Source organism: Hymenobacter sp. HDW8, assembly GCF_011305775.1.
Lineage (GTDB): Bacteria > Bacteroidota > Bacteroidia > Cytophagales > Hymenobacteraceae > Hymenobacter > Hymenobacter radiodurans.
The window spans coordinates 4569785-4584586 of the sequence record NZ_CP049907.1 but is presented as its reverse complement, the minus strand read 5'-3'; the positions used below and the strand labels follow the sequence as shown (position 1 = coordinate 4584586).

The following is a 14802-nucleotide window of genomic DNA, read 5'->3' as shown; positions in this document are numbered from 1 at the left end:
CTGGTTTATTTTTTTTGCATGAGCGCGCGAGCTGCTTCCACCGCTATACGGGCATTGGGAGCAAAGGCATCGGCCCCGATGGAGCGCCACAGCGTTGGGTCGGCGTTGAATGGCTCCCCTCCTACTAACACAAACACGTTGCTGGCACCTATCGTATTTTTTTTGGCGTCAATAAGTTGGCGTAGTATGCCCACGTGGTGAGCCATAGAAGCACCAATGACTAGCAAATCGGCTTTAAACCCAACAACTGCTTTCCAAATGCCATCAGTCGGCGTGTTCGCACCTAAAAAGTAGGGCGTCCAGCCATCAAGTTCTAGAAAATCGGATACCATTCGCACCGGCATGCTATGCAAATCGCCGGACACCGTGGTAGCCACAAAACGGAAGCCATTGGGTGTGCCAGCTTGCAGATATGGGTGTAGCATGGCCATAGCCAACTCCGTAGCGGCGGTGCAATAATGCTCTTGCGCTACAGTAATTTGCCCTTTGTGCCAGCGCGAGCCCACCTCCCACTGCACAGGCATAAATACATGCTCATAGAGCAGCCGGACATCAATCCCGTCCTTCGCTTCTTTTCTGAGTAAGCTAATAGCTTCCGTACGCTGCCCAGCTAATAAATGCGCTAGATAGGCATCAGCTAAGTCTTTAAGCGGAGTTTCCTGAAGCGAGACGGCGGGCGTCGAAGGGGCCTTTTCAACCAGCGGGTGCTCTAATTCTTTAAAAGCGGCACTCAGATAGCCTGCTGCGGCAATATACTCTGTGATGGGCAGCCGTTGGGCAAGCACCTGCTTCAGGGCTGCTAACTGCTGTGTCAGACTTTGATCGTGGGCAGGATCGGGTGGATGGTGCCGGGAATGAAACAGATGCGTTTCAAATAAGCCCGCACTGTTCATTAGGATGGCATTGGCGAGCGCCGTCAGATGGCTTTGCATCTCCTGCTCCAGCGCTCTCCGACCTTCCTCATCGCCTTCGCAGTAATTTATACCGGGTGCTAGCTGACAGTAGAGCGTCGCAGCCTCCCCAGTTATATTCTCGGCCTGTTGATAAATGCTTTCGGCTGTACGTTGCTGTTTTACATTCATTACTGTATACCCATTGCTGCCCCCATAACACTGCTACACAGCTTATTGTATCAACAGCTATCTGTTTTACATAGAATACATTCTGTGAGTAAAAGGCGTAGCTTACTCTATCCGGTCTTTGTACTCTGAACCGCGCCGGGTGGTTTCGCAGAATGCGTTTTTACCTGCCATATAACGACAAAAAGCTCCTCGTACAAGATTCAGTGGCTGAGCAGTGCCCCCATTACAAAATTAATAGTTGCCTGCTTTTGGCAAAACCCCTGTTAAAGCCGTTCGGGGGCTTTTATTCAGTTATATCGCCTAAGGCAAGCAAGTCAGCAGTACTTTTTTGAGAGTACAGACCGTGTTGTTATCTGGTTGGTACTGAACTTTCTCTGGCCAATCTGTGTCAGAGGGACCATGTCCAAAACCTCTTTATGGCTTATTGGGGGGCTTTTTTTAGCTACTCCAGCCAATCTGCTGGCCCAGACTACCGATCCTACTCTCAACGCCGATGCGCCGTTCGTGCGCAACATCCGTCCTGATAGGCCCGGCCGCACCATCACGACCAACATGGTACCCTTGGGCCAAGTGCAGATAGATGCGGGCACCAACCGCTTTGAGCCGGCCACCACTACAGGTTTTGGCCCGAATCGTACGCTGTCCGGGGCTACGCTGCGTATTGGCTTGCCTAGTCATATTGAGCTGCGCCTGACGCAGGGCTACCTCCACCCCACCGACAAACTCGCCGCCGCATCAGCAAGGGTCACGGGCAACGATTTTGAAGTCCCACTGCCTTCTGCATCGCTTCCTGGTGGATTTATGCCTCTGACCGTAGGTGCCAAATTTCTCGCTTCTACCGTGCCCAATGCCCGCTCCCAAGTGGTGCTTTTGGGGGAGTTGACGCTACGCAACGGCAATGCGTCTTTCCCAAATAAAGTACTGGAGCCCGGAGCCCGTTTACTAGTATCGCAACAGTTGGGGCAGCGCTACGGCCTGGAAGCTAACCTCGGCTTTCGCCAGCGTGGCTTCCGGGCCGCCGACACAAAATTAGGCACCTACCTTGGCACGCTGGCTTTGAATGGACCCTTGGGGGGCAATTTTGGTTTCTTTGCTGAAACTTATACCACTTGGCAGCGCGATTCAAAGCTGGCGCCTGGGGCTACGGCCGGTGTTTACTGGCGGCCGCTGCCCAACCTCCGCTTCGACCTGAATGCTGGCCAAGGCTTCACCCGCGAAGCCGAGGGCTTATCTGTAGGGGCTGGCTTTAGCGTACGCCTTCCCAAATAGTAACCTAGTATTCGTTTAACATGAAACGGCCGCCCCAATACTTATTTAGTATCGGGGCGGCCGTTTTTTCAGACAAACCCAAGGGCTACGGACGCTGACCTACACTGGCGGGCTCAATGCGAGTGGGTGTTTGCTCGCCGCCGATTATTCCGGTAGCACTACGCGCAATGGCCGAAATAATGGCGGTCATGTTGGTCAAGTTCAAGCTTTCTACTTCGTCATCTACCGAATGATACAGCTTATCCGTCGGAATCTGGTCGCTGCTGATGGTGTGGGCCGGCACGCCTAAACGCGCTAGCGTCGCATTATCGGAGCGGTAAAAAAGGTTTTGCTCGGGGTAAGGGTCTGGCTCGAAGCGGAAGGGCGTGCCTTCCAGCTTTTGCTGAAGCAGCTTGCCAAAGTCAGAGCGCTCGTAGCCAGTGATGAAAGCGGTTTGGGGGCCAAATTTGGCTTCCTTACCAATCATTTCGATATTAAACATGGCCACAACTTTCTGTGGATCAATCTGCTGGGAAAAATATTTAGAGCCGAAGCCTCCAATTTCCTCTGCCGTGAAAGCCACGAATACCAGCGTCCGCTGATTTTTCTTTTTCTTCTTGCCGACCTCCAGCTTGTTGTTTTTGAAGTACTCTGCCAAAGCAACCACCGCCGTCGTACCGCTGGCGTCATCGTCGGCTCCATTGGCAATGGAGTCGCCGGCTACGGCAGGCAATATGCCAATGTGGTCATAGTGAGCTGAGAACACTACCATTTCGGCTGCGCGAGCTTTGTCCTCTGCCTGTCCGGGTAGCACTCCTACTACATTGCGCAGCTCCACCGTTTTGATGGTAGTGGTGGCCGTAGCAGCAAATTTTACGGGAGCGGCCGGGGCGGCAGCCAGCACAAAGACGCTGGCAAAAGGTTTCGGCTGCTCACCCTGCATACCGCCATGACTCAGATAGCCAGATAATTGCTTGAAACGCTGCGCGTGTGCCGGATCGACCAGCACCAGGGTGTTAGCAGTAGGCTGCAGCAAAGCGCCCATCTGTTGGCGCACATTATCCTGGGGGCCAATAACAATCACGCGCGGCGGCGCGGCATCTTCACTGGTCCAACTAAGGGTAGGCAGCCCCGATACGGGTAGCACGTTTTCGGGCGCTACCGCCGAGCCATTAAGTGTTACACTACTAGCAACTACCTGTACTTCGTACGCCGGAAACACCTGCTCGTAGGTGGTAAGACCTGGCATCTTCTCCAGCCCAATCCGTTCAAACTCAGCAGCCAAGAATTTAGCTGCCTGTAACCCGCCCGGCTTACCAGCGGCTCGCCCCTGCATGTCATCGGCCGCCAAGGTGCGGATGACGCGCTCAACGTTTGCTTGCTTAATTATTTTCTTTTGTGCTTCAGCTAATTGTCCTATACAGGCCAATCCAATGATCAGGACGAGTTTTTTCATGGCTCAAGGTAGGAATTTTGCCTCATCACAAAACCACTAATTCCCTTTAGCTTACCTTTTCACTTACCGTTATTCCTATGTCGCTCCGCTTGCTTCTGTTTTTGCTCCCTGTTTTTCTTTTTAGCGCCTGCAAAACTGCGAAAGACACTACCCCCGATGCCAGCCTGCGCAATACGCGCTGGGTACTCCGAACTCTAGGTGCTACCCCCATCACCACGCCCGAGAATAGTCAGGAAATCTATCTGCAATTCAACGCCACTACCGACCAGATAGCTGGCTACGCGGGCTGCAACCGTTATTTCGGCCGCTTCGAACAGCCTACAAATGCTTCGCTGCGCCTCTTGAATATTGGCTCGACCAGAATGTTCTGCGAAGCCCGACAACAAGTAGAAACCGACTATTTAAAAGCGCTTCAAGAAGCCTCACGCTTTCAAATAAAAGGCAATACCCTACGCCTTTACGCAGGCACAAGTGAGGAGCCACTGGCAATTTTTGAGGCCGTTTATCTAAGATAGGCGCACAAAAAAGCCCCCCAATTACGTTGGGGGGCTTTTTGTGCGCCTATAGCACGACCTACTTGGCGGGCAGTGCGGGTAACGAATTTAGCCAGGGCATGAAAGCCACAAAATCGGCTTCGGTGCGAAGAGCCGGGCGCTTTTTAAGCTCTGCCTGAATTTGGGCCGAGTGTTCGGGTAAAGCAGCCGTCAACGCTTTTGCATTCAGCTTGAGAGGTTGCAACCGACCATCAGCCGTACGGACGAAGTAGTCGGTTTGGTCAACCAGCTCATCATAGCGCCGGTCGGCGCTGTACGCGCCCGCGAAGCTAGCTTTTTGCAGCGTTTTGCGCTGAAGCTTGAGAAGGCTGTAGTTGCCCGGCACCAGTACTTCAAAATACTCCCGGCGCATTGCCGGATCAGGCGCGTCATAGAAGCGCTTGAAAGCTCGCGGCTGCGTTTTGGTCGGGTCGTTCAGAACAAATGACTCTATCCTGTTCATATCCAGGTATATGGAGTCCTTAGCATTACGAAGCAATAACAGCAAACGCTGATTGGCATCATACTTCAGTTTTAGCTCCGGTAATGGCACCTTGGACGCGAGTTGGACGCTGCCCGGAAGCCAGCTAGGAATCAAGTAAGGAGTACCCCGTACTCCCTCGTAGCGATTATCGAATCGAACAAAGGCTGAGCCCTCAACCAGGTTCTTAATATTTTCCTGGGCTGCATTGCCCGAGTTGATCACTGCACTTTGGGCGGTAGCTTGCAGACTCACCAAGGCGCTGGCGATAACAATAAATAGTTGAAAGCGTCTCATTTAGAGATTGAAGTTGAATAATCAGCAGTATTGCTCCGAAAATATATTCATTTTCAGATTAAAAGTCAGACTACGCGCTGTAAACACAAGATTAGCTCAGCGTAAGTATAAGGTCATCAGCGTTTACTAAGGTTCCTTCGCCCAGGTGCAGGCTTTGCACGGTAGTGTCTTCGGGGGCGGTGATGGTGGTTTCCATCTTCATGGCTTCGATAATGAAGAGCGGCGTGTTGCGCTTCACCGTTTCGCCATCTTTCACCAGCACTTTGGAAAGCATTCCCTGCAAGGGCGCACCAATCTGCCGCGGGTTCGACTTATCCGTTTTTTGGTTACGCACCGTTTTCACTTCCACCGAGCGGTCGCGCACTTCCAGATTGCGGGTCTGGCCGTTGAAGGAGAAGAACACGGTGCGGTTGCCGTCGTCATTCACGTTGCCCACCGAGCGCAGCTTCACAATCACCGACTTGCCGCGGGCAATATCAATAATGGTTTCTTCTCCGGGTTTGAGGCCGTAGAAAAACACACGCGTCGGGATCAGCGACACATCGCCGAACTGCTGCACGTGTGCCCAATACTGCTCAAATACTTTGGGGTACAGCAGATAAGAGAGCAGATCGGTAAACTTGGTCTGGGGGCCAAATTTCGTTTGAAACGCGGCCCATTCTTTATCAAAATCAATGGGTGCGAGGTGCTCATTAGGCCGGTCGGTGAAGGGCTTCTCATCCTTGAGAATAAGCTTTTGCAACTCTGCTGGCCAGCCCCCTTCCGGCTGCCCGATGTCGCCCCGAAACAGGCTCTGCACCGACTCAGGGAATGACAGGCTTTCCCCTTTTTCCAGCACGTCCTGCGTGGTTAGGTTGTTGGTCACCATAAAGAGCGCCATATCGCCAACTACTTTCGACGAAGGGGTTACTTTCACGATGTCGCCAAACAGCTGATTTACGTCGGCGAACGTTTGCTTCACTTGTTCAAACTTATCGCCTAGGCCCAACGCCGCCGCCTGGGGCCGCAAGTTCGAATATTGCCCCCCAGGAATCTCGTGCTGAAATACTTCTGACGTGCCTGCTTTCAAGCCCGACTCAAACGGATAGTAGTACTCACGCACCGTTTCCCAGTAGTTCGAAAACTCGTTCAGGCTCCGCTGATCGAACTCCCGATGGCGAGGCGTACCACGCAGCATTTCCACAATAGAGTTGAAGTTGGGCTGGGAAGTAAGACCGGATAATGAGCCTAGGGCTACATCAATTACATCAACATCGGCCTCAATCGCCTTGAGGTAAGTAGCTGCTTGTAAGGACGATGTATCGTGGGTATGTAGATGAATGGGCAAGCTAATGGTAGACCGAAGACCCTGAATAAGCTCAGTGGCGGCATAAGGCTTTAGTAGGCCAGCCATGTCCTTAATGCAGAGAATATGAGCGCCGGCGTCTTCGATTTGCTTAGCCAAGCGCAAGTAGTAATCAAGGTTGTACTTGGCGCGCTTGGGGTCCAGAATGTCGCCGGTGTAGCAAATGCTAGCCTCGGCCAATCCCTGGGTTTTGTTGCGTACAAAGCCAATACACGACTCCATGCCCGGCATCCAGTTCAGGGAATCAAAGATGCGGAAGATGTCCACGCCCGTTTCCCAGGCCTGCTGCACAAATCGCTCGGTGAGGTTATCGGGATAAGCTTTGTAGCCCACCCCATTCGCCCCCCGAATGAGCATCTGGAGCAAAATATTCGGTACTGCGGTCCTGATTTTAGCCAACCGCTCCCACGGGTCTTCGTGCAGAAAACGTAGCGCCACATCGAACGTCGCGCCACCCCACACTTCCATTGAGAAGGTTTGAGGGTGCATTTTGGCGTAGCGCTCCGCTACCTTCAGCAAATCGAAGGTGCGCATACGGGTCGCCAGAAGGCTCTGATGCGCATCACGAAACGTCGTGTCGCAATAATGGATGGGCTTATCGGCCCGCAGCCACTGGGCAAATGCTTCGGGGCCTAATTCGGTCAGTTTGTTCTTAGTGCCGGGCTGGTGGGGTTCGGTGGTATTAGCGGCCGGAATTTTGGGTTTGCGCAGATCCCGCGCGGGGTCCATCAGATTTTTAACGTCGGGGTTGCCGTTTACCACCACATCGCCGATGTAGGCCAGCACTTTAGTGCCACGGTCTTGGCGGGGCTTGTACTGAAATAGCTCGGGGTGGTCTTTGATAAAGTCCACATTGGCCTTGCCGCTTACAAACTCCGGGTTGGCAATGATATTTTGCAGAAACTGAATGTTGGTTCGTACCCCTCGAATACGGAATTCATCCAGCGTACGCGCCATTTTCTGGGCCGCTCCTTCCAGCGTAGGCGCATGGGCCGACACTTTCACCAGCAGCGAATCGAAGAAGGGCGACACTTTCACACCTTGGTACACCGAACCCTGGTCGAGACGAATACCAAAGCCGCCGGCCGAGCGGTAGGCCACAATAGTACCGTAATCGGGTTTAAAGTCGTTTTCGGGGTCTTCAGTGGTGATGCGGCACTGAATAGCGAAGCCCGTGCGCATTGGTTTGCCCCCCGGCTCCAGCCCTATCTCAGGCGAGGAGAGGTTGTAGCCGGCGGCAATGTAGATCTGCGTTTTGATCAGGTCGATACCGGTAATCATCTCCGTTACGGTGTGCTCCACCTGAATACGCGGATTTACCTCAATGAAGTAGATGCGGTCCTGCTCGGGGTTTACCAAAAATTCTACCGTGCCTACGTTGTTATAATTCACGGCCCGGCCCAGACGCAGCGCGTACTCGTACAGCAAATGCCGCTGATGATCAGCCAGATCCAAAGCGGGAGCAATTTCGACTACCTTCTGAAAACGGCGCTGCACCGAGCAGTCGCGCTCGTAGAGATGCACAATGTTGCCGTGGTTGTCGGCTACCAGCTGTACCTCTATGTGCTTAGGCCGCTCCACGAACTTCTCCAAGAACACAGTGTCATCGCCAAAGGCTTTTAGGGCCTCGTTACGGGCCTCAAAGAATCCTCTTTCCAATTCTTCATCCGTCCGAATGACGCGCATTCCTCGTCCGCCGCCGCCCGAAGCTGCCTTGAGCATGACGGGGTAGCCAATACGATGCGCCTCATTCAGAGCAACTTCCAGATCAACCAAATCGGCTTCGCTGCTTTCAATAATGGGCACTTGGCACTGCAATGCCACACGCTTAGCGGCTACTTTGTCGCCCAAGGCTTCCATTACTTCCGGCCGCGGCCCCACGAAAATGACGCCTTCCTCTTGGCAGCGCCGGGCTAGCGTAGCATTTTCAGCCAGAAACCCATAGCCGGGATGAATTGCATCGGCTCCATTCTCCTTAGCAGTACGCAGAATGGCTTCGATGTCCAGATAAGGCTTCAGCGGCTCATCGTCGCGACCGATCTGATAGGCCTCATCCGCCTTGTAGCGGTGCAGCGAATACCGATCCTCGTACGTGTACACGGCCACCGTTGGGATTCCCAGTTCGGTGGCGGCACGCAGCACGCGGATAGCAATTTCGCCACGGTTGGCAACGAGTAGCTTTTTAATATTCATAGTTCAGGAGATGAGGGAGAAGCGGAGAACGAATCGGGACGAAGCTAGGCAAATGCGCAACAAGCGCCACACGTAGTCAGCGAATTTTTGCTAACTGAGCCTTATTCGCAATATCGACTCCTTTGGTTATTCCGACGTAAAGGCTGCTACTCAAGGTAGGAAGCATTCCTAAAAAAGCCCCCCGGTAGTGTCCTGCTTCATGCAAAAATCCCCTGGTTAGCCTTTATTGGCTAACCAGGGGATTTGATTGGAAGTAATTTCAGCCGGTCTAGCGAGCGGCTCGTACGGAGCTGGCACCGCTGGCACGGCTGCTTACTACGCGCGCATTGCCTTTGTAGCGAATGTCGCTGGCACCTGAAGCGGTGGAGGAAAGTTCTCCATCGATATTCACCTGAGCCTCACTAGCACCCGATGCCGTTATCTGCGCGCCTCTGGATTGCAACGCATATGCTTGGTACTCACTACCGCCGCTGACGTTCACTTTCTGCCGATCGGCCTGACCGGAAAGCTTCACATCGCTGGCACCAGAACAGTTTACATCTAGGCTTTTCGCTGTGAGGCTGAGGGTTATATCGCTGGCTCCGCTGGCTTGTATCTTAAAGTCGTTCGTGGTAAAAGCTGACTGGCCCTTCACTGCAGATGCCCCGCTCACAGAAATTCCTTTGAGTGTGGGGCAGGTGATATAAATATTCACGCTATTCTCTTTGCTGCTGCCCACCAAGTCACGCCAGTTGAAATCACGGTCGCGGTATATTTTCAGGGTGCCGTTCTGCACCTCCGTTTTCAGGTATTTCTGGATTTCCTCTGATGCCTCCACTACCACGCTCGTAGCGCTGCCCTGGCGCAGAAACACATTCACCGCGCCACTGGCGCTCACGGCTTCGAAGTTGCCTGTTCGGCGGGTTTGCTTTGTTTGGGCTTGCACACAAAATTGGAGCGTACACGCAACTAACAGTAGGAAGAGTGCCTTGAAATGAGTCGAGGTTTTCATAGAGTAGAATAAGTATTTGAGAGTTGTTGAGGTAGATGCCTGTATCACACGAAGGGTTGCCTAAAGTGCAGATAATATACTCATTTAGCTGCTGAAATCAGATACAAAAAATCGGTAATAGTATTTACAATCAGCATGTTGGCTCCTGGGGGACAAATATTTTTCACTTTCGCTCCCAACGGCTTGCAACCATTTGCCTTGGACGTGCCTCCCCTCTACAGACTACTCACAACTTTCGCTATATGGTACAAGCCTTGACCCGCTCTTTTTTGTGGTTAACAGCCGCGCTCATGCTCGGCAGCTGCGTTGAAGATTCAGACGTCAACGCCGAATTACTGAATAGGCGCTGGCGATTAACAGACGTAGGCGAAACGCCCATTGAGGTTTCCAGCTTTTTCCAGGATAGAGAATCCTATATCCAGTTTGTCGCTTCTGGCAACCGGATAGAAGGCTTGTCAGCCTGCGACGAGATTGGGGGCAATTTTCGCTTAATGCGGCCACCAATACGCTCAATATCACGCAGCTAACGGTGAAGGCCGGCAGTTGCTCAAGCCCAGTAATCGGAGGGCGTTATCTGGCAGCACTACCTCAAATTACTACCTACAAGCAAGAAGGCAATACACTTCGTCTTTATGATGCGACGAACTCGCTAATTCCACGCTTGACTTTTCGCACAGACAACTGAGTTTACTTAAGTCCCTTATTTTACCTACTGATTGTTAGTGGATTAATTGTTAGGCGCTATGTTATTCAGGCCGGCAGAAGGTGCGCTTCTGCCGGCCTGATTTAGTAATAGGCTGCTGCCTTTACTCCGATTACTGGCATCTTGGGCAGCCGTAGTTTCACCTCGCGCAAACCTTGGCCGCTTGGTTCAGTTGTGAAGTAACCCTTCTCACCTGAACTACCTTCATGGATTTTGCCCAAAAAAACATTCTCATTGTCGGGGCCTCATCGGGCATCGGGCTGGCTACGGCCAAGCTGTTGCATGGTCTTGGTGCCCAATTGTTTACTGCTTCGCGCCACCTTTCGCCCGAGCTAGCCGAGTTGCAGACCACGCACCTCGCGCTAGACGCCACGCAGCCCATCGCGCCCACCGCCTTCGATGCCCTACCCGATACCTTGCAGGGCTTTGTGTATTGCCCCGGCAGCATCAAACTGCGCCCATTTGAGCGAATTCCGCTGGATGATTTTCGCAGTGATTTCGAGTTGAATGTAATGGGTGCTGTGCAGCTGTTGCAACCACTCATGAAACGGCTAAAAAAAGCGGATGGCGCTTCGGTAATCCTCTTTAGTACGGTAGCCGCCACTACGGGCATGAGCTTTCACGCCAGCATTGCCACCGCTAAAGCCGCGCTGGAAGGCTTAACTCGTGCGCTGGCCGCCGAATTTGCCCCCCAAAACATTCGCGTGAATGCGGTAGCCCCATCGCTAACCAACACGCCCCTGGCTGCGCTATTATTGAATACCCCCGAAAAAGCCGAAGGCGGAGCCAAGCGCCACCCGTTACAGCGCATCGGGCAGCCCGAAGATTTGGCGTACATGGCTTCCTTTCTGCTTTCTGACCACAGCAGCTTTATTACCGGTCAAGTGATGCCCGTTGATGGCGGCATGGGTCGGTTGAAGTAAAATAGCCAGATTCACGTTAGGCAACCTTTATACTATGGCTAAAATCACGCTTTTCTGGCATCGGCGCGACATTCGCTTGCATGATAATGCGGGCCTGGCCGCCGCATTACAAAGTGGCTATCCAGTGGTGCCGCTGTTTATTTATGACCGCGAGATTCTGGATCTGCTCCCCAGCCGCCGCGACGCGCGGGTCACGTTTATTTATCAGCAAGTAGAGCGTCTTGCGGCGCAGACAGAGGCGGCGGCGGGCAATTTTCTGGCTATTTATGGTCGGCCGCTGGAAGTATTTGAGCAACTGTTGAGTCAGCACGAAGTCGCGGCCGTGTATACGAATGAAGACTACGAACCCTACGCGAAAGAGCGCGATTCGGCCGTAGCGGCAATCTGCCAGCAGCACGGGGCTGATTTTCACGCGTTTAAGGATCAAGTAATTTTTGCCAAAAGCGAGATTCTGACTAAGTCGGGTACAGTACCCAAAGTATTCGGCTCTTATCAAAAAGCCTGGTTGGCCGCCTTGCGCGATGAGCACTTGCACGCGTATCCGTCCGCCGATTTATTTCGCCCTGAGAACTTATATCGGCTGCCTGATGCGCCAGCCCGGCCAACGCTGCAAGAAATGGGGTTCGAGCATTTTGAACAGTTTGTGCCAGCCGCCGAATTGCCGGATGAGGCTCTGGTTCGCAACTACCACCTAACCCGCAACCAGCCCGGCTTGGTGAATAGCAGCACTAGGCGTTCGGTGCACCTGCGCTTCGGCACCCTGAGCGTGCGCGAGGTAATGCGCCAAGCCAAAGAGCTGAACCCCAAGCTGCTATCCGAATTAATTTGGCGCGACTTCTTTATGATGCTGCTCTGGCATTATCCCTTCACCGCCACTGAGAGCTACGACCCGAAGCTGCGCCGCGTGCCGTATCGCAACAACGAACAGGAGTTTGCTGCCTGGTGCGAAGGCCGCACCGGCTACCCGCTTGTTGATGCAGGTATGCGGGAGTTGAACGCCACTGGCTACATGCCCAACCGCGCCCGTATTGCCGCTGCGGGCTTTCTGGTGAAGCATCTGCTCATCGATTGGCGCTGGGGCGACCGGTATTTTGCTGATAAGCTGCTCGACTATGATATGTCGCAGAACGTGGGCAACTGGCAATGGATGGCCGGCACCGGGGCCACGGCTGCCCCGTGGTTTCGGGTATACAGCCCCCAAAGTCAGCAGGAACAATACGACCCTACGTTTGCTTACGTGTGGCAGTGGATACCCGAGTTTGGCACCTGTGATTATCCCAAACCAATTGTAGATCACAAGTTTGCGCGCGAGCGGGCCATCGAAACGCTGCGCGCGGCTTACCGACAGGCAGAATAAGCGAGCGAAATGCGCCCACGACTTTTTACGTGGCCACACTGCTGCTCACGGCTCAACTTTACCGGGCTTCTTGCTGTTGTATCAGTACTATGGAAAATACGGAAAAGGACCGCATCAAGCAGGCTTACCTGACTTACGTGCTGGATAAAAATAAGCCTCCAGCGTCGGTGTTCAAGCTTACCAGCAAGCTGAATATCCCGGAGGAAGACTTCTACCGCCACTACCCGAACTTTGAGGCTATCGACCGGGAGCTGTGGGCTGACTTTGGCCGGCAGGCGCGCGAAAAAGCGGCTTTGGAGCCCGTCTGGCAGGAGTACGGTGCTCGCGAAAAGCTGCTATCCTTCTACTATACCCTGCTCGAAATCCTGAAGCAAAACCGCAGCTACGCGCTCATGGCGCTACGCCGCTCGATGCCGCGCGTACCGGGCATCACGCCCCGTGTGCTCGACGATTTCCGGACCGAGTTCGAGATGTTCATTGCTGATTTATTGCGCGAAGGCCGCCGGACCGAAGAAATTGCCCCCCGGCGCTTGGTGCAGGATAGCTACCCACGCCTGTTCTGGACGCAGGCGCTATTTGTGCTCACCTTCTTTGCCAAGGACGAAAGTCTGAACTTCGAGCGTACCGACGCGGCCGTGGAGAAAGCGGTTACACTCAGCTTCGACCTAGTGGGCCGCAACTCCTTCGACTCCGCCCTCGATCTGACTCGTTTTCTGTTGCATCGGCGTCGCTAATGGCTGAATCTGTGGACAATTTACCCCCCAGCCCCTCGCTGGCGGATGAGAGCGTGCCCGGCCGTCAGCTTGATTCGCTGCCCACTACCAAAGTGGCGCGGGCGGCTCGTTTTGCCAAGTCGGGACTGAAAGTGGGCGCCAATTATGTGAAGCACTACGCGCGCCGTTCGGTGGGCGCTACCAGCAGCGAGGCCGACTTGCACGCCGCCAACGCTGCGGAGCTGTACGGCACGCTGAGCGAGATGAAAGGCTCGGTGCTAAAAGTGGCTCAGATGCTGGCGCTGGAAAAGAAGTTTTTGCCCCCCGCCTACGCCGACCAGTTTGCCCAAGCCCAGTATCAAACGCCCCCGATTTCGGCTCCCTTGATTATCAAGACTTTCCGGGATGCGTTTGGCAAGTCACCCTTTGAGCTGTTTGCGGAATTCGATGTAAATGCTCGGCAAGCGGCTAGCATCGGCCAAGTGCACTACGCCCTATCACGAGACGAAAAAAGCCCCCTGGCAGTGAAAGTGCAGTACCCCGGCGTGGCCGACAGCATCCGCTCGGATATTCGTCTGGTGAAGCCCATTGCCCTGCGCGTGATGGGCCTCGATGAGGCGCAGGTCCGGCCTTACTTAGAGGAAGTAGAAACGCGCCTGCTCGAAGAAACCGACTACAAACTGGAGCTACTGCGCGGTACTGAAATAGCCGCCAGCTGCGCGCAACTGCCTCATCTGGAGTTTGCTCGCTACTATTCTGAGCTATCCTCGGCCCGCGTCCTGACGATGGATTGGCTGCCAGGCCAGCATTTGAAGGAGTTTCTGACCACGAACCCCAGTCAGGAAATCCGCAACCAACTAGGGCAGGCACTGTGGGACTTTTATATGTTTCAACTCAATACGCTGCTGAAAGTCCACGCTGATCCGCACCCCGGCAACTTTCTGCTACGCGCCGACAACGGCGGCACCGTGGGCGTGCTGGACTTCGGCTGCGTAAAGGAAATTCCGGCCGATGTGCATCGGCTTTTCAATGCGCTGCTGGCTCCCGAAACGTTGGCCGATGAAGCCCGTCTTGCCGCCCTGCTCGACGAAACCGGCATTCTGCGCGCCACTGATACCGCCGAGCGCCGCGCCCTGTATGTGCGCACGTTGCGCGCGTCGCTGGAGCTAGTTGGGCGGCCTTTCCGGGAGCCTACCTTCGACTTTGGCGACCCTGCTTATATGGCGTCGTTGTATGCGTTGGGTGATGATTTGATGCAGGAACCGGAGCTGCGCCAACAGCGCGAGCCCCGCGGCTCTGAGCATTTTATTTATCTCAACAGGACCTACGTGGGCCTGTATGCGCTGCTCACTGAATTGGGAGCGCACATTCGCACGCAATAAACCCGCGGTGGTGCTTCCACCAAAACTATAGTTGGGGCTTCCGGTTAATGCGTCCTGAACTGGCATCGATTCGTGTAGCAACATGAGTTGGCGCTAGC

Annotated in this window: 12 protein-coding genes; 7 read left to right on the top strand and 5 right to left on the bottom strand. The window is 53.9% G+C overall.

Going from position 1 to position 14802, the window contains the following annotated elements:
- Window positions 1–5 precede the first annotated feature (5 nt).
- On the bottom strand, window positions 6–1082 hold the full coding sequence (locus tag G7064_RS19475) for a B12-binding domain-containing protein (protein ID WP_166074911.1): 1077 nt from the start codon (window positions 1080–1082) through the stop codon (window positions 6–8).
- Between the two features lie 399 nt (window positions 1083–1481).
- On the opposite strand from G7064_RS19475, the gene G7064_RS19470 reads away from it, so the two are divergent.
- Entirely contained in the window at window positions 1482–2351 is an 870-nt protein-coding gene (locus G7064_RS19470; RefSeq protein WP_166074910.1) for a transporter, read from the top strand.
- 85 nt (window positions 2352–2436) lie between these two features.
- On the opposite strand, the gene G7064_RS19465 is transcribed toward G7064_RS19470, so the two are convergent.
- Window positions 2437–3786, bottom strand: a complete 1350-nt coding sequence (locus tag G7064_RS19465; protein ID WP_166074909.1) for a M20/M25/M40 family metallo-hydrolase — start codon at window positions 3784–3786, stop codon at window positions 2437–2439.
- A gap of 77 nt (window positions 3787–3863) precedes the next feature.
- Here G7064_RS19465 and G7064_RS19460 point away from each other — a divergent pair, with 77 nt between their 5' ends.
- Window positions 3864–4301, top strand: coding sequence for an META domain-containing protein (locus G7064_RS19460; RefSeq protein WP_166074908.1), 438 nt, complete (start codon window positions 3864–3866; stop codon window positions 4299–4301).
- 58 nt (window positions 4302–4359) lie between these two features.
- On the opposite strand, the gene G7064_RS19455 is transcribed toward G7064_RS19460, so the two are convergent.
- From G7064_RS19455 to G7064_RS19445, 3 genes are all read right to left on the bottom strand, one after another.
- The gene (locus G7064_RS19455) at window positions 4360–5097 is read right to left on the bottom strand and encodes a hypothetical protein (protein WP_166074907.1); all 738 of its coding nucleotides are present in this window, start codon (window positions 5095–5097) and stop codon (window positions 4360–4362) included.
- Window positions 5098–5188: 91 nt separating this feature from the next.
- Window positions 5189–8635: a pyruvate carboxylase gene (locus tag G7064_RS19450; RefSeq protein ID WP_166074906.1), complete on the bottom strand. Its 3447-nt coding sequence runs from the start codon at window positions 8633–8635 to the stop codon at window positions 5189–5191.
- Between the two features lie 268 nt (window positions 8636–8903).
- On the bottom strand, window positions 8904–9626 hold the full coding sequence (locus G7064_RS19445; protein WP_166074905.1) for a head GIN domain-containing protein: 723 nt from the start codon (window positions 9624–9626) through the stop codon (window positions 8904–8906).
- Between the two features lie 242 nt (window positions 9627–9868).
- On the opposite strand from G7064_RS19445, the gene G7064_RS19440 reads away from it, so the two are divergent.
- From G7064_RS19440 to G7064_RS19420, 5 genes are all read left to right on the top strand, one after another.
- Entirely contained in the window at window positions 9869–10153 is a 285-nt protein-coding gene (locus G7064_RS19440; protein WP_166074904.1) for a hypothetical protein, read from the top strand.
- A gap of 382 nt (window positions 10154–10535) precedes the next feature.
- Window positions 10536–11252, top strand: a complete 717-nt coding sequence (locus tag G7064_RS19435; protein WP_166074903.1) for an SDR family NAD(P)-dependent oxidoreductase — start codon at window positions 10536–10538, stop codon at window positions 11250–11252.
- Window positions 11253–11286: 34 nt separating this feature from the next.
- Window positions 11287–12609, top strand: a complete 1323-nt coding sequence (locus G7064_RS19430) for a cryptochrome/photolyase family protein (RefSeq protein ID WP_166074902.1) — start codon at window positions 11287–11289, stop codon at window positions 12607–12609.
- An 89-nt stretch (window positions 12610–12698) separates the two neighbouring features.
- Window positions 12699–13343, top strand: a complete 645-nt coding sequence (locus G7064_RS19425) for a TetR/AcrR family transcriptional regulator (protein ID WP_166074901.1) — start codon at window positions 12699–12701, stop codon at window positions 13341–13343.
- Window positions 13344–13354: 11 nt separating this feature from the next.
- A complete protein-coding gene (locus G7064_RS19420) occupies window positions 13355–14704 on the top strand; it encodes an ABC1 kinase family protein (protein WP_240935607.1) in 1350 nt (449 codons plus the stop codon).
- Window positions 14705–14802: the final 98 nt, after the last annotated feature.